This window comes from Paenibacillus oryzisoli (genome assembly GCF_001653565.1).
In the GTDB taxonomy this organism is placed as follows: Bacteria; Bacillota; Bacilli; order Paenibacillales; family NBRC-103111; genus Paenibacillus_E; species Paenibacillus_E oryzisoli.
Window position 1 is genome coordinate 368,990 of sequence record NZ_LYPB01000049.1, and the last position, 18,886, is coordinate 387,875.

Genomic DNA, 18,886 nt, shown 5'->3' on the forward strand with positions numbered 1-18,886 from the left:
ATAGAAATGTTAAATAATTAGAGAACTTATCGAAATCGCGATACCGATATATACGGCTGCAAGAAGGGTACCGACAGCCACATTGCCTCCCTTAAGCTGGTCTGATAGCTTCATACCTGGGGTTAGCCAATCGAACACCCAATATGAGGCTATTAAGCATGCGTACCCTACTGCAAACCATAGACTCATATGCCAGATGGAGCCGTTCGTATAGGCTGCAATACCTAAAATGATCGCAGTAGCTACGAACTTGCCTCCCATGGTAATCCCAACTGCCACATTGCCGTTATTGATTTCTTCCATATCCCGATAGGGAGTCATTAGACTAAAAATGAACATCCCTGTAAACTGCAGCAAGACAATTACAAATAAACTAATAATAAGGTCCACAACGATCATTCTGCCCACCCCCGAAATTTAGCCATCGATTGATCATAATCTGTATAATCATGTACTTCTTCTAGGACTACGCTTACCTCTTTTTTATCCTTAAAGGTTGTATATCTTGCTTCTGGGATCGGCTGCTTAACCTTTTGTCCAGTTGGCAATTCAACCACCGCAAAGTACCTAAATTGGCTATCTAGCTCTGTTTTGTAGACACCGATTAATTTCACATCCGTCTTTATCTCCACTTTTAACTCCACTAAATCTTTGTCTGCCTCTTCTTTTGTTTTGAAAGACTTAATCGGTTTCCATTGCGACAACGTAACATCATTCTTGCCTTGACTGTCCGCCTTCATCGTTGCTTGCATGAAACTCAATACCCATATACTATCCCCAGTTGCAAAATTCTGATCGTTGGACATGCGATCATTATTCGGCAACAGCACCATATCACCGTCGATAAGATCTCCAACCTTGACTTGCTGGACTATATAATCCCATGGCACGTCACCTGGTGCATAGTTCGATATCGTCGAACTGTTGCCTGAAGTTTGGCTTAGTACAGAAGGCTTCTTATCCAACGCCGAGGAAATTATCCATATTATTACTATGATGCCGATCAGTCCTATAGCTAATCCAATAAATCTTCCTTGTTTCAAGGCGTTTTCACTCCAATCGCCACAAATTGACTTGCATTCCCCGTTATAATTCCGCCCGCTCTACCTAAAAGCCCGCACGGCGTCCCATTCAATACGAATAGCCCTGTTAATAAATGGCCTTGACCATGCTGGAATGTTAGCCGTGGCAGGTCAGCCCGCTCTTGATACACACGTTTAAAAAACACGCTCGTATCAAATCCTGCTTCATCCTTATACTCCAATTCTCCCTGTTCGTTATATAGCTCAACAGACCCGCCTTCACGGCCAAACATCGATTTCGACACATAGTTACCTGCTAGGATAGGACTCCTAAACGTTGGTAGCATGTAAGCCTTAATCATGTCATGCTCCTCTTGCGTAAATAAGTCTGACTGGTTGATATGAAGATCCCAAATGAGTGCTTGCAAACCTTTGGATTGTAAAATCACAGCATGCAACGGATTAAATAAATGAATGAATTTCTCCTCGATCGCATACGATAACGCCTCTCCCCCATCGTCAACCCCCATCCATTCCTTCGGATATAAGGCAAACATACGATTAATGATCCCGTCACTACCAACCTTAACGACGCCCTCGTCGATCCACAAATCCAAACAGTCTACACAGGTCACCTTGCGTCCACTATGCGCGACAAGTGCATCAATGGTGCCGGTGTCTTCGGCATGTGTGCCGTAGGCAATACACGCCGCGTAATCTGGTGCCTCAATCTCCCAGGCTGCCCTTAGAAGTTCCTTCATCCTACGATTCGGTGATTCCAAACCATATTGCTCACAGAGCCATGGTGTTGCAATGGAGGCTTCGACATACCCCGTTGGCGTATCCGCATTGAGTTCAAGTAGTTTAATATAGCCTGCTTGATCAACTGTAAAATCAAACCTAGCATAGCGACTTATGAATCCCTTACTATTCGGCTCAAGTCGATCCAGCCCATCCCATAACACTTCCGGTATCGATAAATCTGCATATAGCTCTCTTTTGCCCAGAACATAACGAGCACCTTTATCAAACACCTGCCAAAGCCCAGAAGCAGCCTGAACAAGCTCCTGGTACACCTTATCTGACATAACAACTAGCTGGTCAATCCAGTACTCTTCCTGCTCCAAGTTAGCCCACGTAAATCCAAGTTCAGCTAGTTGCCGTACACGAGAATCTCTATCCAGGGCTGGTGTACCGATTACTTCAAATACCATGCCACTAACCCCCAGAGCTTGAGCTGGAGGAGGAGCTAAAACCGCTGGATTTACCACCTATGCTGCCTGATGAGGTTGATGTTGATTTGGAACCGCTAGACGATGTAGTGCCACTTGTGTTTGATCCGCTTACGGAGGAACCCGTTGTGCCTGACTTTGTAGTTGACGATTTATTCGAGTTCGAAGTAAAGGTTCCACTCCCGCTTGAAGTTGTTGGTGCTTTGGTCGTTGAACGATTCGTAAAAGAACTTGGCTGATACGTTTTATTAACATAGGGCGTATTGGATCGATAATAATACGAGCGATGGTTGTTCCCCCAGCTACTAGATGAATAAGGGCTTACCGTATTGAAAATCAAGTGATACAGCAGCAGATCATCCCATCCAAAACCACTGCCACTTCCCGAAACCTGATTCACTATGACAGTTGAACTGCTCGTGGAATTACTGCCTGTCGTTGGTGGTGTTGGCGTAGGAGAAGGTACTGCTGATCCTTTATCAGGCGGTATAGGTAACCTCCAATCCACTTGTGGATCGTAATAGGCTTTCACATCCTCATTGGACCATTCCACCAATGTAGATGCCCCTACATTAACACTAGGTGTCTCCGCGGCCTGTGAAGTTCCTAACAGCATCTGGCCTAATAAGATCAAGCTCAATGAAGTTGAAAGTACTTTAAGCGGTCGTTTCACTCCTTGCTCCCTCCCGCTTCTACGCCAGCTTTAACGAGCAGCAACTCAAACACTTGAAGATCCAAATTCAAACGACCTTCAATCATTTCGTATTCCTTCCCGCCAACGAGAATAAAATTAGCCACATTTAAGGCTTGAATAAGTTGATCATCCCAGGCACGATCACTTAGATGGAGCAGTTGCCCCTCGGGCAACTTTTCATAAAGCACGATTCTCATACTGATAGCCTCCTTCACAAAAAAACATTCTACACATTTAAACGCATAAGAGATACAATTGTTTCAAAATTGACCCATAATATAATTTCAAGTACTCATAAATTCAACATGACGAGCTTCAATAACGGACTTTCTTTCTGAATTGTCACGCCAAAAAGCACAACTCGAAAAATCGAGTTGCGCTAGGCGAGCTAACTTCTTCTTATCTTTATGTCAACTAATCAGCAATCCGCTTTGCTTTAAGGAATGTCTTCTTCCAATAAGCTTTATCGATACTTGATATCTGTACCCCATTCTTCGGCTCGGGGGAGGCATGCAGCATCTTCATGTTTCCAATATAAATGCCGACATGACCAACTGTTTTATTCGATTTGAAGCGCCCGGGTACGTAAAAAAACAACAGATCTCCTTTACGTAACGATTTGCGAGATACCAAGTTACCTTTAGCGCCTTGTTGGCGAGCTACGCGCGGCAGCTTTATATTATATTTTCCATAAATATACTGGGTAAATGTTGAACAATCGAATCTGCCTGTTTTGGGATATGGGCCTGTACCAAATTTATATTTAACTCCCATATAATTTTTTCCTTTATTAATCATCGCATTAATATCAATATTTTTCAGTACCGGCATATCTTCATTGGGATTACTTGGCGACCACACTTGTAGATCATGATGGGTACGACTAGGCACTCCTGCAGGGTTTGCACCTGCACCATCCTCTTTGAATGGATCGGTAGGATCATCCCCGAAGTTTAATTCAGGCGAGTTATCGTTCGCACCGGCAGGATCATCCTCATGTTCAATAATCGCAATGGGCGAAGCATGAACAATGACGTCACCTTGCCTAACTTCGTAAGACATATCATCTTGAAATAAGTCCGCTAAGTCTGAAACAGGCACATAAGCCGTTCCGCCTTCTTTCACTACAGGCTGACTTAATTGAATATCCGTCCCATCCTTCATGGCTTTATTCGAGTTCATGATGAGTTCAAAATTTGCATCATTATCCCCTATCATCAACTTACTTTCTGAATCTTCCCATTCGGATTGGAATTTGAGTGTTTTAATTACGTCTTGAGCCGATACATAATTGACATTTCCTATTTGTTTCATTGGCAGGATTGCATCATCGTTTGCTAGCGAAATAATATCTTTACCCGCTTGCGACATACTCTTCGTAACCGAATTGTTGGAGTTCGTCAAACCTGTTGGGCTTTGCGACGGTGCTACACTAGGTGGGCTCGCATTATCCTTCCCACAAGCCGTCGAAATCGCCAGCATAACAATCACGCTGCCTATTGCTGGTATTTTTAGCTTATTCCACATCAAATTCTCTCTCCTTCAGGGACACATTATTATCCTTTATAGAGTGAGACAACTAGCTCCCAAATATGCAATCCGTACGTTCAAACTGACTTGGCTTTTGTTGGAAGAATCGGTATCAGTAAGATGCGAGCTTCGTATAGATAAGTACAACAAAAAAAGCGTGCCAGAGTATGTTCTCTGGCACGCTTTTATATGAGGAGATTAACCGATAGACCCTTCCATCTCGAACTTGATGAGACGGTTCATTTCCACGGCATATTCCATCGGAAGTTCTTTCGTAAACGGCTCAATGAAGCCCATAACGATCATTTGCGTAGCTTCTGCTTCTGTAAGACCACGGCTCATGAGGTAGAACAATTGATCCTCAGATACCTTGGATACGGTCGCTTCATGCTCAAGCGTAATGTTGTCGTTCATGATTTCATTGTAAGGAATCGTATCTGACGTAGACTCGTTATCCAAGATCAACGTATCGCACTTGATGTTGGCTTTGGAACCTTGGGAGTTACGCCCGAAGGAAGCGAGACCACGGTAAGTTACTTTACCGCCATGTTTGGAGATCGACTTGGAAACGATCGTCGATGTCGTATCTGGTGCCAAATGCGTCATTTTCGCGCCCGCATCTTGATGTTGACCTTTGCCCGCAACTGCGATGGAAAGAACCATCCCTTTAGCGCCGCGGCCTTTAAGAACAACAGCTGGGTACTTCATTGTCAGCTTGGAACCGATGTTGCCATCAACCCACTCCATCGTAGCTCCTTCTTCTGCAACCGCACGTTTGGTAACGAGGTTGTAGATGTTAGGTGCCCAGTTCTGAATCGTTGTGTAACGAGCACGGGAGTTCTTCAAACATACGATTTCAACTACTGCGCTATGAAGGGAGTTCGTGCTGTAGATCGGCGCTGTACAGCCTTCTACGTAGTGTACGAAGCTATCTTCGTCAGTGATGATGAGCGTACGCTCGAATTGACCCATATTCTCGGAATTAATACGGAAGTAAGCCTGTAAAGGCACTTCACACTTCACGCCTTTTGGAACGTAGATAAAAGATCCACCGGACCATACTGCTGAGTTCAATGCTGCAAATTTATTATCGGAAGGAGGAATAATCGTTCCGAAATATTGTTTGAACAACTCTGGGTATTCACGAAGAGCTGTGTCTGTATCCGTGAAGATAACACCTTGATCTTCAAGCTCTTTTTGCATACTGTGGTAAACAACCTCGGACTCATACTGTGCAGATACACCAGCAAGGAACTTCTGCTCAGCTTCAGGGATACCAAGCTTGTCAAACGTTTCTTTAATTTCCGTAGGAACTTCTTCCCACGTTTTACCTTGCTTCTCGGAAGGACGAACATAGTATTGGATATCATCGAAATCCAAATCATCCATGTTTCCGCCCCAACGCGGCATAGGCATTTTGAAGAATTGCTCAAGGGATTTCAGACGGAATTCCAACATCCATTCTGGTTCGCCTTTAATTCTTGAGATTTCTTCAACGATTTCACGAGTTAGACCTTTTCCTGATTGGAAAATGGATTTATGCTCATCTCTAAAACCATATTTGTAATCCTCTAAATCTGGCATTTGTTTCGCCATGGTTGATTCCTCCTTAACGTTCTTTTACTTGCCTTATGTTTAACCTATTCTATCGCAAATGCGTTAGTTATCGGTTTTATGAGAATGTTCAATCCCTTTGCGTAGTGCATTCCACGCTAGCGTTGCGCATTTAATTCTCGCTGGGAATTTGTTAACGCCCGACAGAGCCTCAATGTCTTCATATTCAAAATCTACAGATTCGCCCTTCATGAGACCTGAGAAATCATCAGCCATCTTCAGTGCTTCTTCGACAGTCTTCCCTTTGACAGCATCCGTCATCATGGATGCCGAAGATAAGCTAATCGAGCAGCCTTCGCCTGTGAATTTCGCCATTTTCACGATCCCATCTTCAACTTGCATCTGCAGTGAAATTTTATCCCCACAGGTTGGGTTGTTAAGGTCAATCGTAACGGACTCGCCGGACTCAAATTTCCCACGGTTGCGAGGAGTTTTATAGTGATCCATAATTACTCTACGGTATAAATCATCCAATTGCATCGCCGAAGTACTCCTTTGTTTTCAGTAAAGCCGTCACAAGACGGTCTACATCATCTTCCGTATTATATAGATAAAAGCTCGCACGAGCCGTGCTGCTTTGTTCTAACCATCTCATCAGCTGTTGGCAGCAGTGGTGACCAGCACGAACTGCAACGCCCATCGAATCCAATACAGTTGCTACATCATGAGGATGAACATCTCCAAGGTTGAAAGTTACTAACCCCGCACGATTCGTTGTAGGCCCGTAAATAGCTAAATCTGGAATCTGCATCATACGATCCAACGCATAATTCGTAAGCTCTACATCATGTTTGAAAATGTTATCCATCCCAACTTCGGTTAAGAAGTCGATGGCAGCGCCAAGCCCAACTGCTCCTGCAATCATAGGTGTTCCGCCTTCGAATTTCCACGGAAGTTCCTTCCAAGTTGACTCATACAGATCGACATGATCGATCATTTCCCCGCCAAACTCTACTGGTTCCATGTTATTCAACAAAGACTTCTTCCCGTACAATGCCCCAATTCCGGTAGGTCCACACATCTTATGCCCAGACAAGGCATAGAAGTCACAATCCAAATCTTGCACATCCACTTTCATATGCGGCGTACTCTGTGCTCCATCGACCATGATTTTGGCACCATGCTTATGGGCAATAGCAGCAATTTCCTTGATCGGGTTGATCACACCAAGCACGTTGGATACATACACAATCGAAACAATCTTCGTCCGATCAGTAATGGTATTCTCCACATCTGCAAGGGAGACGGATCCGTCTGGCTGCAGTGGAATATATTTCAAAGTAGCGCCTGACTTCTTAGCAGCTTGCTGCCAAGGGATCAGGTTGCTGTGATGCTCCATCGGGGTAAGGACGATTTCATCGCCCTCACGAAGTACCGATTCGGCAAAGCTAGCTGCCACAATATTAATAGCTGTTGTTGTGCCTCGAGTGAAAATAATTTCCTGCTCACTAGATGCGCCGATGAACTTCGCCACTTTGGCTCTTGCTCCTTCATACGCATCAGTTGCTCGGGAACCTAGGGTATGAACCCCGCGATGAACGTTCGCATTGTCCCACTCGTAGTAATGCTTCAGTGCCTCGATCACCTGAATAGGCTTCTGGGAAGTAGCAGCACTATCCAAGTAAACCAGAGGATGACCGTTCACTTCTTGCTTCAGAATGGGAAAAAGTTCACGTATCTCGGCAGGTATCATTGTCCTAACTTCCTCTCCACTAAGCTTTGCAGCTGTTCTTCAACGCTCTTAACTGGAATCTCGGAAACGACTGGTGCCAAGAATCCGTAAATGATTAAGCGTTGAGCTTCTTCTTTGGTAATCCCACGGGACATGAGGTAGTGAACTTGCTCGGCATTCACTTGCCCAACGCTCGCAGCATGACCTGCTTTAACATCATCTTCGTCAATCAGAAGAATTGGGTTCGCGTCTCCACGAGCTTTCGGGCTAAGCATCAAGACTTTCTCGGTTTGTTGACCGTTACAGCCTGTTGCGCCTTTCTCAATCTTCGTGATTCCGTTAATGATCGCTGTAGATCCATCACGCATAACTGCACGTGTAATCATATCACTTGTTGATGCTTTACCCCAATGTACGGCACGCGTTGTTAGGTTCAGCTTCTGTTCTTGTGTACCAACACAGATCACTTTGGCATCGGAGTCGGATCCTTTACCTTTTAGAACGGATGTTGTATCAGACATTGAATTGCCGTAGTTTAACTCACCCACAACCCAACCAATACGGGAATCGTCTTCAAGAATCGCACGACGATACGTGAGGTCTGTTACAGATGCTTCCAAGCTGTGAATGGAGGAATAGCTAACACGTGAACCTGGTTTGGCAAACACTTCAACGACACCGTTCTGCACAAGCTCTGCGCCGCCAACGGAGGACACAAAGTTATCTACATACGTAACCGAGCTGAATTGTTCAGCTACAATTAGAACGTGCGGAGCAAATGTTGCCTCAGCATCATCTGCAACAAACAACGCTTGAAGTGGGATATCAACAACCACATTCTTGGGAACGTAGATGAAAATACCACCATTCCATAATGCCGCATGCAAAGCTGTCAGTTGATTTTCATTCGCCTCAACAGCCTTCATGAAGTAAGGTTTAACCAAATCTCCATGCTCGCGAACAGCCGTTTCTAGATCTGTGAAAATAACGCCTTGTTTCTTCAATTCCTCAGATACTTGATTGAACACGATACCGGAGTTGCGTTGTACGATCAAGTTGTCAGAATTCGTTAAGCCCTGCGTCACTTCAGGTAATGCATCAAGTGAGCTCAACGTTGCTTGCTCTTTATAGGAACCGTAGGCGGAAATGCTCCAACGGTCGATTCTTGTTTTTTCTAGTATAGGTAATTCCAACGAATTCGCTAATGCTACCCCTTCAGTACGAAGGGCTGTCATCCACTCCGGCTCTTGCTTGCTGCGGGAGAGCTCAGTAACAGCATTAGTATCGATGGAAAGCGTTGTTTTAGTGCTCATGATTTCCTCCATTTATAAGTATCTTTGACCCTAAGATCAAAGTCTCTCAAAAGATAAGAACGTATAAGTTTTACTTCATACAATTGCTTATCTTTCTCCATAAGCGCTACCGTCCAGATAGGACGGAGTAGCCGTTTATTTTGTCTCCTAGTACTTCGGCCCTGGTGTGTTCATTGGAACTTTGAATTCTTCCTCGTCTTGACCAACTGTTTCGTCAACGATGCCCAGTTCTTCTTTGATCCAATCGTAACCATCCGCTTCCAAACGCTCAGCGAGCTCAGGACCACCGGATTTCACGATGCGACCTTGCATCATAACATGTACAAAATCAGGTTTGACGTAGTTCAATAAACGCTGGTAATGCGTAATAATCAAGAAGCCGCGCTCTTCACTGCGCATCGCATTAACACCTTCAGCAACAATACGCAGGGCATCGATATCTAGACCGGAGTCGATTTCATCAAGGATAACGAATTTAGGCTCAAGCAAAAGCATTTGAAGAATTTCATTACGCTTCTTCTCACCGCCGGAGAAACCTTCGTTCAAGTAACGGTGCATGAACTCAGGGTTCATTTCAAGTTGCTTCATTTTCGCTTCCATTTGACGGATAAATTTGATCAAAGAAATTTCGTTACCTTCGCCGCGGCGAACATTCATTGCACTGCGCAAGAAGTCAGCATTCGTTACGCCTGTGATTTCACTTGGGTATTGCATAGCCAAGAACAAGCCAGCGCGTGCTCTTTCGTCAACAGCCATCTCAAGCACATCTTCGCCGTCTAATGTAACAGAACCCTCTGTTACTTCGTATTTCGGGTGACCCATCAACGCGGAAGCTAATGTACTTTTACCCGTACCATTCGGCCCCATAATCGCGTGAATTTCGCCGCCTTTGATTTCTAGGCTAAGACCTTTCAAAATTTCCTTTCCTTCGATGGTCGCTTTCAGACCCTCTATTGTAAATGTTGATGAATTTGCCATTTTCTTTAAGCCTCCATAATGTTTGAGTGTACTAGATAGTTGACAATCACATGTAATGATTATCACTGATTCTCATTAGAATAATTCTATTATAACTTACTGTAACAAATCAAGAAAGGGCATTTCCATGAAAAAGGCGAGCTTTTTGTGAAATGCTACAGAAATTTTACGCCAAAGTACGTTTTATTTCAGCAACTTGTGCCGTAAATTCTGCCTCATTCAACACGGGGGTCATCTCAGAATCATCCGGAACCGATGCCCCCAGCTGGATCCATGATTTGCAGCCCATATAGGCCTGTTCGATCTCAATCTGAATCGGTTCGTTAAGCATATATACCCTTAAAATCATTATATGCAACGGGTTTTTACGTTTCCACTTCAATCGCTCTTCCGTGAAATTTTCTGTCCAAATATGAAAAGGAAACAACTGATGGAGCTTTTCTTGGTCGCTGACTTCGATATCTTCCACCATTCGAGCATAAGAATGTATGGTCACATGCGTATCTTGTGCGCTCCAGTTGACCAACGTTTCATCGATAATTCCGCGATAGGGTTCTTTCAGCAGTTCTTTTCTCTGATGCTCGTATGTTGGATAGAGAAAGAAATCATTCGATTCCACCTGGAAATCTCTCGTTTCTTCGACAATACCTCCCTTGCGCATAATAAAAATTTGCGAGCCGGCTTCTAACGCTTTAACGGCAGATGCCCATTCCTTCAATGCTTTCCCATTCCCCATGTCGCCAACCCCGTTCTCCTCATTAATCTATCTATTATAAATAATCTTTGTACGTAAGACAAATGGGAAAGACATTTACAAGAAAAAACAAAAAAGGAACAGCCATCACAATCGGCTATTCCTTTATTTCGTTAAATCCTTGTCATACGTTACCTGCATTCGGGCAAACTGATCTTGATTATGTTTCATTGGATTCGGGTCATAGGTGCTGTGAGGTGTATCTGCTTGGTAGGCAAGAAGTAAGAACATCGTGCCCAGTGCAATGACCAGTAGGACATTCAGTAGTTTCATCCATTTCACATCCTTCGAAATCAGATATTTCTAGGATAATGGAATTTCATATCATGAATGTTTGTGTGAATTAAAGATTGTGTAAATATGTCATCCCAGGAATGATTGCAGCATCCAACGATGCTTCTCTAGAGAAGTTTGGATCGCTAAGAGCATATCCGATGTGGTATCGTCATTCGCTTCCTCACAGATCCCCATGCCCGCCTTCAGCTCTTGCGTGAGAATAGTGAAATCTTCAACAATCGACTCGACCATTTTCGTAGCCGTTTCCGTACCGGATGCTTCCTTGATTGAAGAAATGTCTAAGTAAGCTTTCATCGTTGCGGCAGGTTGACCGCCAATCGCCAACAATCGTTCGGCTAACTCATCCACATGAAGCGCAGCCTCATTATAAAGCTCCTCAAATTTGACATGAAGCGTAAAAAATTGATTTCCCTTGACATACCAATGAAAATTATGAAGCTTAACGAACAGTAAATTCCAGTCGGCAATTTGCTTATTAAGTACCGTTTGAATTGATTGCGTTGAGACCAATGTTGCGCTCGTCATTCAAATCCTCCTTCATTCTCCTAAAAATCATCCTTGTACACGCTAATTTACGTCTATTACGCGAATTTTATGTAAAATAACCGACATTTCTGAAAAGTGTATTTCATGCGGAAACAATTTGTCTTATACTAGGTAAAGACAATTAATACTCAGTAAATTAGTTGGATTTAATTCCAATCACTTTTAAGAAGATACTTACGAAGTCAGTTTTCTGACGAAACTTTTTTGGGAGGTTCATTCATGTCCACTTATCATCCATTATCGGAAGCGCAAGCCATCGAATACGCTCGCCATATTCCGCAATTGTTTCAACCAGGTTCGGATCTAACTAGCCAAGAAATTGGAGATGGAAACTTAAACCTCGTGTTTCGTATATCAGAGGGAGCTACTGGAAAAAGTATTATTTTGAAACAAGCACTTCCTTATGCCAAAGTTGTTGGGGAATCCTGGCCGCTGACGCTTGATCGTGCACGCATCGAGAGCGAAGCATTGATTATTGAAGAAGGACTTGTGCCTGACCTTGTTCCACATGTGTATGCTTACGATGCAGACCTGGCGCTAACTGTCATGGAAGATTTGAGCGATCACGTGATCATGCGTCGCGGGTTAATTGAAGGGAATCAATATCCGCTTTTTGCTGAGCACATTGGGCGTTTTATGGCAAACACTCTCTTCTTCACTTCGGATTTAGGTAAAAATCAACAAGAGAAAAAGATTCAGCAAGGACGCTTCATCAACCCTGAACTTTGCAAAATCACCGAAGATTTGATCTTCGACGATCCGTATCGGGATGCAGAAACGAACAATATTGACGCAGCGATCCGTGATGCAGCAGAGCAACTATGGGGGGATAGCGAACTTCACTTCGAAGTTGCCATCCTGCGCAATAAGTTCCTCACATCGGCACAAGCTTTGCTTCATGGCGATTTGCATACTGGCAGTATTTTCATCAAACCCGATTCCACGAAAGTAATTGACCCTGAATTCGCTTATTATGGGCCGATGGGCTTCGATATTGGTGCTGTTCTTGCTAATCTTCTACTTAACTTTGCTGCGCAAGAAGGTTGGAGTAAAGATGATGCAAGCCGTTCCGCATACCGCGCCTATTTGACACAAACTGTGAAGGATGTTTGGACACATTTTGAAGAAAATTTCCGTGCACTATGGAACGAGCATGGGGTAGATCGCGTATTTGCCGCTCCAGGCTACCAAGATTATTTCTTGTTAAACTTGCTGCGTGATACGGTTGGATTCACAGGAGCCAAAATGGTCCGTCGCGTAGTAGGACTTGCCCACGTCGCAGATATCGATAAAATTGAAGATGCGGCAGCACGAGAACGCGCACAACGTTTGGCACTAACAATCGGAACTGCAGCTATTCGGGCGAACCGTCAGGTAACATCCATTGATGAACTCATCGCAATCGCAACACGAGCAGCAGAAAGAGGTTTTGTACTATGACGACAAACAATGTAAAAGATGAAAACGTAAACGACCAAATACAAGAGCAAGTTGCCTTGCAGTCCTTACGCTGGAATGGCCAGCAGCTAGATTTGCTGGATCAACGCCTCCTTCCTGAGGAGATCGTATATTTGCCGCTGGAAACACCTATCGAGGTGTGGGAAGCGATTCGGCACTTGAAAGTTCGCGGCGCACCTGCGATCGGGATCGCCGCCGCGTATGGGGTATACCTCGGCATCCGCGGTGTGGATGCCGTAGTTGATGGGCTTCTGGCGGAAGTCCAGAAGGGAGCGGATTATCTGGCGACGTCACGTCCGACAGCGGTGAACTTGTTCTGGGCACTCGATCGCATGCGCGCGAGAGCGAGTGTTCTGGCAGCCGAGGGCGTTAGCCCGGATGCGTTCAAAGCTGCGCTTCTGCAAGAAGCGCAAGTGATCCAGGCGGAGGACGAAGACACCAACCGCCGTATTGGCGAACATGCGCTGACGCTGTTCGAGGATGGGTTCGGCGTGCTGACGCATTGCAACGCCGGCGGTTTGGCTACGGCCAAGTACGGCACGGCGCTAGCGCCGTTCTACTTGGCGAAGGAACAAGGGCTGAACATCAAAGTGTTCGCCGATGAAACACGGCCGGTGCTGCAAGGCGCGCGGCTCACGGCTTTTGAACTGCAGCAGGCTGGCGTAGACGTCACGCTGATCTGTGACAACATGGCCGGCGCGGTCATGGCCAAGGGCTGGATTCAAGCGGTCATCGTAGGAACGGATCGCGTAGCGGCAAATGGCGATGTTGCCAACAAAATCGGCACCTACAGCGTAGCAGTGCTGGCGAAGGCACATGGCATCCCGTTCTATGTGGCAAGTCCATTGTCGACCATCGACTTGAACACGCCAACTGGCGGCGATATCCCGATCGAGGAGCGCCACGAGGACGAGATCACGCAAGGTTTTGGGAAGCGTACCGCACCAGTCGGCGTGAAAGTATTCAACCCAGCGTTCGATGTAACCCCGAATGAGTATGTAACTGCGATTATCACGGAAAAAGGCATCGTTCAGGCACCATATGGCGAAAACCTGCGTAAGCTTTTCGAATAAATCTCAAAGGCCCCCTTATTCAGGCCAGCAGCGTTGCAATTAACTGGAAATCCTCCTGTTAAATGCGCGAGATCTTATTAAAAGTTACATTCAAATGGAAAAACTCCAGTTAAATTCCGACTATCTGCTTCTTTTGTGAAGGTAGTCAGATAATAGCTGGAGTTTTTCCAGTTAATTGGGTTATAGCTCGAAATTCACTCAAAATAGCTGTATGTTTTCCAGTGCTACGTATAACCAAACAGAGCCGTTCAAAGTAGATACTCTACTTTCGAACGGCTCTTTCATTGGGGTTACATAGTGCTCGCGTTTTGGAGAAGTGTATTTTCACGGTAGGCGTTAGGCGTTGTGCCATGCGCTTTCTTAAATACATAGTGCAAATAATTGCTAGACGTGAAGCCGCTGCGCTCTGCTATTTTCTCCAGCGTCAGCGTGGTTTGCTGCAGCTCGCTGCATACGAATTTGAGGCGAATTTGCTCTAAGAATTCACTGAAGGACACATTGGCCTTCTCCTTGAAAATCCGTTGAAGCTGCCTAGAGCTAATCTGCACACGTTCAGCTACCCCCTCCAAGGTTAAGGGACGACGGAAGTTATCCGTAATGAATTGAACGGCCATCTGATAGCGATAATTCTTCATATCACGAGCAGGCAGATTAACTCCCTGCTGTTCCTGATTATACGCACTAACGGTTCTTAACAGCATTTGGATGATGGACTGTTTAATAACCGTGTACTGACCTAACTGATTGTTCTGCCACGCTTCGTAAGCGACGAGGAAGCATTTCATCGCTTCATGCCGATCCACGGCTGGAACATGAGGAAGCTTATTTAGCTGTCCCATACACGCTTCAGCTTCAGCCATTTCCCATTCCTCTCCCCAACCAGTGGGGGACATACTAGAAGAGGCGGCTTCTTCCTTACCCGCTAATTTCACAATATCTACATGGAGACATAGCTCGCCCATCGCTTCGTGATCATCCGCTTCTTGCCGATGAATGACACCAGGTGCTGTGACGTAGAGCAATCCTTCATGGAGTGCATGCGCAACTCCTTCTAGGATAACTCTTCCTTTGCCACAAGGAATATAGTGAATTTCGTACTCAGAATGTTGATGATAATCGACGACTGCTCCAGCTGGAAAGGAAGTCAGATGGCAACGCAATACTCGAATTCCGTAAGCTCCCCAACGGAAGCTTAATTCCAGGCGATCTAATGCCATCGGATTTTCTAACATAGGTTCGAAGTAAAAAGGTTGACTCATAGGGAATACCTCTTCCTTTCCAAATGCTGACGATTAGTTTGTTAGAGAATCCAAACGAACTTGGCTTTTGCTAGCAACAGATAGATTGGAAGCTTCCATCAGCTTCGTTAAGTCTACAGCCAATCCGATATTTTCGGTGGCTTTAGTACCATTTTGAATATGTGCTACCCATTGATCAAATGCAGTTGGCTTAGCATCAGGAATTGATTCGTAAGCCACCCATTGTGCTGACGCTTCTTCCAGCTTGTTCGTACGCAGTAAGACACGGCCATCATGCTCAGAGAACAAAATACTGCCTTCTGTACCATGGACTTCAATAACGAAAGGCGAAAAAGCATTCACAAAACCTGCTTCCACGATCCCGAGCGCACCATTCTCATATTGAAGCAAAGCTACTGCGTTATCTTCTACTTCTCTTCCTGTCACATAACCATAAGAAGCGCTTACAGCAACAGGTAAACCTAGCAACAATCGATTGAGATACATCGGATGGCAACCAAGATCGATAAGTGCTCCACCACCACATTGCTCAGCATTGTAGAAATGCTGCGGCAGCCAACCATTCGGATTCGCCGTAGTCGAAATACCGCCATTATGCGAAAGTCGTGTACGCACAAGTGTGACTTGACCAATTAACTCTTTCGCAATGATGTCTTGAATCGCCAAGGTAGACGGTGAATTCAAACGCGGTAAGGAGACTGTTAAGGTTACCCCAGCTTTCTCAACGGCTGCTAGGATCTCATTCACTTCGTGAAGCGTAGGAGCAATAACTTTCTCTGTAAAAATATGTTTACCTGCCTGAGCAGCAGCGATAATGACATCTCGATGAAGGTTGGTTGGTGTGTCGACAACAACGGCTTCAATTTCTGGATTAGCTAATAACTCTTCAAGGCTTGCATAGAAAGCCACACCTCGTGCTTCGGCTTCTTGCTGTCCTCTCTCTACAATCTCGTCCCAAATGGCAACGATCTCTGTATCCGGGTGCTCATTGACCAATTTCGCATAATCCTTTGCATGTACATGCCAGAAACTTAACATTGCTACTTTCATCCTAAATAACCTCCAAATAAGTGACTTGGGATTATTGTATCACGGGCACAGTAGCGGATAAATTCCGAATTCGTGACAGATTAAGGTGCAAATTTACGACATGCCATTATTTAATACCCTATACGAAGATTAGGATAGAATATCTAGAACGTCAAGCTTTTTCATAGAAATAAACCGGGTAGACCGTCCTTCATTCCAACTCTGAGTGAGATTGGTTGCATTGCGAGCTGGCCGATATCCTCGTGTCCTCCTGAGCCGATGGGATAGTGAGGATAGGCGGTGTGAAAAGCCGACACAACCGTCTAAAATTGATAATTCCTATATGTTTAGTTTACAATAAAAAGAAATCTCTTAAGTCCCTGAAAGGAGTTCATCTCACATGTTATTTACACCCTATACCCTTGCTGGCGTCACACTCAAAAATCGGATCGTCATGTCACCGATGTGTATGTATGCCTCTGATGAAACTGGTGAAGTCAAAGACTGGCACCATGTTCATTACGCTACACGGGCCGTCGGCCAAGTTGGACTTATTCTATTAGAAGCAACGGCAGTCACTGCACAAGGACGAATTTCGACGCGTGATTTGGGCATCTGGGAAGACGCGCATATCGATGGCTTGAAGCGCATTGTCACTTCCATCCATGGAAATGGCTCCCATGTGGGCATTCAGCTCGCACACGCAGGCAGGAAAGCTGTCCTCGACACACCTATCATTGCCCCATCGCCCATTCCGTTCTCAGATACGTTCAAAACGCCTGATGAAGCTACACTATCAAACATCCAAGAAACAATTCAAGCCTTCGCGGATGCGGCTGATCGTGCCAAGCAGGCTGGATTTGATGTTATCGAAATTCATGCCGCACACGGTTATCTCATTAACGAATTCCTATCACCTTACTCGAATCATCGTCAAGATGCATATGGAGGTGACCAAGAGGGGCGCTTTCGCTTCTTGCGCGAAACTGTTCAAGCCATCCAAAAACGCTGGGACGGTCCGCTGTTTGTCCGTATATCGGCCAATGAGTATGTGGAAGGCGGACTCACGCCGCAGGATCATGTCTATTTCGCAACCCAACTCAAGGAGCTTGGCGTCCATCTAATCGACGTCAGCTCCGGTGGCAATGCACCGATCGTTCTACACTTTTTCCCAGGCTACCAAGTGCCATTCGCGGAACATATTCGCACCAAAGCCGACATCCCTGTCGGAGCTGTTGGACTGATCACAGAGCCTCAGCAAGCGGAAGAGATCCTTCAAAATCACCGTGCCGATCTCGTTTTTCTTGGTAGAGCCCTATTACGCAACCCCTACTGGGCAAGATCAGCTGCGCATGACTTACGCGTGGAACTCGTGCCTCCAACGCCTTACCAACGAGGCTGGTAACGTGAATACAAACAACCCCACCTGGACATTCGTCCTCGTGGGGTTGTTACGTTATTTGGATACTGGTACCGTATTGTAATACTCTTCCATCGTCACTTTTTTCGCTTGGATTTCCTTAGCAATGTCAGATCCTACATACCTCAAGTGCCAGGGCTCATATTGATAACCCGTAATAGCAGCTTTTCCTTGCGGGTAGCGGATAATAAAACCGTACTCACTTGCATGCTTCTCTAACCAGATAGCTTCCTTCGTTCCGCCAAAGCAATCAGATGCCGCGCATTTGCCATTACTACCTGTTACGTCAATGGCAAGCCCCGTTTCATGCTCACTTGTTCCTGGTACCGCGCTGTAAGTTTTGGCCTTTTCTTCGCCATCCTTTTTCACGTAACTATCAAACAAAGCTTTCTGTGTGGCATACGAACGATACGCAGAAACACCTGCTAATGGAACACCATCTTTTTGCGCTCCAGCGAAAAGCTTCTCTATGGCAGTTGCTGCGACTTGACGCATTTTGCGTTTATCTATCTTTTCGGAAAATGTAAAGGCAATGTTTGGGTACACAAGATCTGTTGGCTCATAACTGGATGGCAGTGAGTTCGTCTTATTGACCAGAACGGTAATACTCTCCGGCTTAGCAATCACTTGAACTGCGCCATTCTTAGTTGGTGTAGGGCTAGCAGCAGGTGAAGTCACAGGATTCGACGATGGTTTCGTTGTTGCTGTAGCTGTAGGTGAAGTAGTCGGTGTCGTTCCTGCACTTGGTGAAGCTGTTGGGCTTGTTGTCACACTTGCCGAAGCTGTTGGGTTAGGAGCAATCGTAGAGGCTCCTTCATTCTTACCCCCGCAACCTGCCACAATCGTTAACGCCAATAGAATGGCAATGGATACGTTCATTTTGATTTTCATGTTGGTTTACCTTAATCCTTTCAATTCATGTCATCGTGCCGCCTAAAGGCGGCTTGAAAAAGCTATTCAAAGTAATAGACCGCGTTTTAGTTGAAAAAGTTTCA

Annotated in this window: 20 protein-coding genes; 3 read left to right on the plus strand and 17 right to left on the minus strand. The window is 45.2% G+C overall.

Features of this window, described 5'->3' with window-relative positions:
* Positions 1 to 9 precede the first annotated feature (9 nt).
* The 14 genes from A8708_RS07570 to A8708_RS07630 all read right to left on the minus strand — a co-directional run bounded on the left by A8708_RS07570 (position 10) and on the right by A8708_RS07630 (position 11,631).
* The gene (locus A8708_RS07570; RefSeq protein ID WP_068662878.1) at positions 10 to 399 is read right to left on the minus strand and encodes a DUF350 domain-containing protein; all 390 of its coding nucleotides are present in this window, start codon (positions 397 to 399) and stop codon (positions 10 to 12) included.
* A complete protein-coding gene (locus A8708_RS07575) occupies positions 396 to 1,043 on the minus strand; it encodes a hypothetical protein (RefSeq protein WP_239696585.1) in 648 nt (215 codons plus the stop codon). Before A8708_RS07575 ends, A8708_RS07570 begins: the two co-directional genes overlap by 4 nt.
* Positions 1,040 to 2,236 carry a glutathionylspermidine synthase family protein gene (locus A8708_RS07580; protein WP_068662880.1) on the minus strand — a complete coding sequence of 399 codons (1,197 nt, stop codon included), beginning with the start codon at positions 2,234 to 2,236 and terminating at the stop codon, positions 1,040 to 1,042. The genes A8708_RS07575 and A8708_RS07580 overlap by 4 nt, the downstream gene beginning before the upstream one ends.
* A 4-nt stretch (positions 2,237 to 2,240) precedes the next feature.
* Positions 2,241 to 2,927 carry a hypothetical protein gene (locus tag A8708_RS34730; protein ID WP_082927325.1) on the minus strand — a complete coding sequence of 229 codons (687 nt, stop codon included), beginning with the start codon at positions 2,925 to 2,927 and terminating at the stop codon, positions 2,241 to 2,243.
* A complete protein-coding gene (locus A8708_RS07590) occupies positions 2,924 to 3,145 on the minus strand; it encodes a hypothetical protein (protein ID WP_068662882.1) in 222 nt (73 codons plus the stop codon). The genes A8708_RS34730 and A8708_RS07590 overlap by 4 nt, the downstream gene beginning before the upstream one ends.
* Positions 3,146 to 3,362: 217 nt before the next feature.
* On the minus strand, positions 3,363 to 4,475 hold the full coding sequence (locus tag A8708_RS07595) for a C40 family peptidase (protein ID WP_082927326.1): 1,113 nt from the start codon (positions 4,473 to 4,475) through the stop codon (positions 3,363 to 3,365).
* A gap of 201 nt (positions 4,476 to 4,676) precedes the next feature.
* The gene (gene sufB, locus A8708_RS07600; RefSeq protein WP_057310357.1) at positions 4,677 to 6,074 is read right to left on the minus strand and encodes a Fe-S cluster assembly protein SufB; all 1,398 of its coding nucleotides are present in this window, start codon (positions 6,072 to 6,074) and stop codon (positions 4,677 to 4,679) included.
* 63 nt (positions 6,075 to 6,137) lie between these two features.
* Positions 6,138 to 6,572 (minus strand): Fe-S cluster assembly sulfur transfer protein SufU, encoded by a 435-nt coding sequence (gene sufU / locus A8708_RS07605; protein WP_068662884.1) that lies wholly within the window; start codon positions 6,570 to 6,572, stop codon positions 6,138 to 6,140.
* Positions 6,559 to 7,785, minus strand: coding sequence for a cysteine desulfurase (locus A8708_RS07610; protein ID WP_068662885.1), 1,227 nt, complete (start codon positions 7,783 to 7,785; stop codon positions 6,559 to 6,561). The genes sufU and A8708_RS07610 overlap by 14 nt, the downstream gene beginning before the upstream one ends.
* Entirely contained in the window at positions 7,782 to 9,077 is a 1,296-nt protein-coding gene (sufD, locus tag A8708_RS07615) for a Fe-S cluster assembly protein SufD (protein ID WP_068662886.1), read from the minus strand. Before sufD ends, A8708_RS07610 begins: the two co-directional genes overlap by 4 nt.
* A gap of 147 nt (positions 9,078 to 9,224) precedes the next feature.
* On the minus strand, positions 9,225 to 10,055 hold the full coding sequence (gene sufC / locus A8708_RS07620; protein ID WP_068662887.1) for a Fe-S cluster assembly ATPase SufC: 831 nt from the start codon (positions 10,053 to 10,055) through the stop codon (positions 9,225 to 9,227).
* Positions 10,056 to 10,221: 166 nt separating this feature from the next.
* Positions 10,222 to 10,791 (minus strand): DUF1802 family protein, encoded by a 570-nt coding sequence (locus A8708_RS07625; RefSeq protein ID WP_068662888.1) that lies wholly within the window; start codon positions 10,789 to 10,791, stop codon positions 10,222 to 10,224.
* Between the two features lie 123 nt (positions 10,792 to 10,914).
* A complete protein-coding gene (locus A8708_RS35290) occupies positions 10,915 to 11,082 on the minus strand; it encodes a hypothetical protein (RefSeq protein WP_157264591.1) in 168 nt (55 codons plus the stop codon).
* Positions 11,083 to 11,172: 90 nt separating this feature from the next.
* Entirely contained in the window at positions 11,173 to 11,631 is a 459-nt protein-coding gene (locus A8708_RS07630; protein ID WP_068662889.1) for a Dps family protein, read from the minus strand.
* Positions 11,632 to 11,871: 240 nt separating this feature from the next.
* Between A8708_RS07630 and mtnK the strand changes: the two genes are divergently transcribed.
* On the plus strand, positions 11,872 to 13,092 hold the full coding sequence (mtnK, locus tag A8708_RS07635; RefSeq protein ID WP_068662890.1) for an S-methyl-5-thioribose kinase: 1,221 nt from the start codon (positions 11,872 to 11,874) through the stop codon (positions 13,090 to 13,092).
* The gene (gene mtnA, locus A8708_RS07640; protein WP_068662891.1) at positions 13,089 to 14,183 is read left to right on the plus strand and encodes an S-methyl-5-thioribose-1-phosphate isomerase; all 1,095 of its coding nucleotides are present in this window, start codon (positions 13,089 to 13,091) and stop codon (positions 14,181 to 14,183) included. Before mtnK ends, mtnA begins: the two co-directional genes overlap by 4 nt.
* 290 nt (positions 14,184 to 14,473) lie before the next feature.
* Here the strand turns inward: mtnA and A8708_RS07645 are convergent, their stop codons facing one another.
* A complete protein-coding gene (locus tag A8708_RS07645; RefSeq protein WP_068662892.1) occupies positions 14,474 to 15,442 on the minus strand; it encodes a helix-turn-helix domain-containing protein in 969 nt (322 codons plus the stop codon).
* 33 nt (positions 15,443 to 15,475) lie between these two features.
* The gene (locus A8708_RS07650; RefSeq protein ID WP_068662893.1) at positions 15,476 to 16,492 is read right to left on the minus strand and encodes a Gfo/Idh/MocA family protein; all 1,017 of its coding nucleotides are present in this window, start codon (positions 16,490 to 16,492) and stop codon (positions 15,476 to 15,478) included.
* 379 nt (positions 16,493 to 16,871) lie between these two features.
* Here A8708_RS07650 and namA point away from each other — a divergent pair, with 379 nt between their 5' ends.
* Positions 16,872 to 17,876 (plus strand): NADPH dehydrogenase NamA, encoded by a 1,005-nt coding sequence (gene namA / locus A8708_RS07655; protein ID WP_068662894.1) that lies wholly within the window; start codon positions 16,872 to 16,874, stop codon positions 17,874 to 17,876.
* 51 nt (positions 17,877 to 17,927) lie between these two features.
* On the opposite strand, the gene A8708_RS07660 is transcribed toward namA, so the two are convergent.
* The gene (locus A8708_RS07660; protein WP_068662895.1) at positions 17,928 to 18,782 is read right to left on the minus strand and encodes a M15 family metallopeptidase; all 855 of its coding nucleotides are present in this window, start codon (positions 18,780 to 18,782) and stop codon (positions 17,928 to 17,930) included.
* Positions 18,783 to 18,886 lie beyond the last annotated feature (104 nt).

Excerpts from the sequence above, each read along its gene's own strand:
- A8708_RS07570 (WP_068662878.1), bottom strand. The coding sequence starts at position 399 with ATGATCGTTGTGGACCTTATTATTAGTTTATTTGTAATTGTCTTGCTG.
- A8708_RS07580 (WP_068662880.1), bottom strand. The coding sequence starts at position 2,236 with ATGGTATTTGAAGTAATCGGTACACCAGCCCTGGATAGAGATTCTCGT.
- A8708_RS07590 (WP_068662882.1), bottom strand. The coding sequence starts at position 3,145 with ATGAGAATCGTGCTTTATGAAAAGTTGCCCGAGGGGCAACTGCTCCAT.
- A8708_RS07595 (WP_082927326.1), bottom strand. The coding sequence starts at position 4,475 with ATGTGGAATAAGCTAAAAATACCAGCAATAGGCAGCGTGATTGTTATG.
- sufB (WP_057310357.1), bottom strand. The coding sequence starts at position 6,074 with ATGGCGAAACAAATGCCAGATTTAGAGGATTACAAATATGGTTTTAGA.
- sufU (WP_068662884.1), bottom strand. The coding sequence starts at position 6,572 with ATGCAATTGGATGATTTATACCGTAGAGTAATTATGGATCACTATAAA.
- A8708_RS07610 (WP_068662885.1), bottom strand. The coding sequence starts at position 7,785 with ATGATACCTGCCGAGATACGTGAACTTTTTCCCATTCTGAAGCAAGAA.
- sufD (WP_068662886.1), bottom strand. The coding sequence starts at position 9,077 with ATGAGCACTAAAACAACGCTTTCCATCGATACTAATGCTGTTACTGAG.
- sufC (WP_068662887.1), bottom strand. The coding sequence starts at position 10,055 with ATGGCAAATTCATCAACATTTACAATAGAGGGTCTGAAAGCGACCATC.
- A8708_RS07625 (WP_068662888.1), bottom strand. The coding sequence starts at position 10,791 with ATGGGGAATGGGAAAGCATTGAAGGAATGGGCATCTGCCGTTAAAGCG.
- A8708_RS35290 (WP_157264591.1), bottom strand. The coding sequence starts at position 11,082 with ATGAAACTACTGAATGTCCTACTGGTCATTGCACTGGGCACGATGTTC.
- A8708_RS07630 (WP_068662889.1), bottom strand. The coding sequence starts at position 11,631 with ATGACGAGCGCAACATTGGTCTCAACGCAATCAATTCAAACGGTACTT.
- mtnK (WP_068662890.1), top strand. The coding sequence starts at position 11,872 with ATGTCCACTTATCATCCATTATCGGAAGCGCAAGCCATCGAATACGCT.
- mtnA (WP_068662891.1), top strand. The coding sequence starts at position 13,089 with ATGACGACAAACAATGTAAAAGATGAAAACGTAAACGACCAAATACAA.
- A8708_RS07645 (WP_068662892.1), bottom strand. The coding sequence starts at position 15,442 with ATGAGTCAACCTTTTTACTTCGAACCTATGTTAGAAAATCCGATGGCA.
- A8708_RS07650 (WP_068662893.1), bottom strand. The coding sequence starts at position 16,492 with ATGAAAGTAGCAATGTTAAGTTTCTGGCATGTACATGCAAAGGATTAT.
- namA (WP_068662894.1), top strand. The coding sequence starts at position 16,872 with ATGTTATTTACACCCTATACCCTTGCTGGCGTCACACTCAAAAATCGG.
- A8708_RS07660 (WP_068662895.1), bottom strand. The coding sequence starts at position 18,782 with ATGAAAATCAAAATGAACGTATCCATTGCCATTCTATTGGCGTTAACG.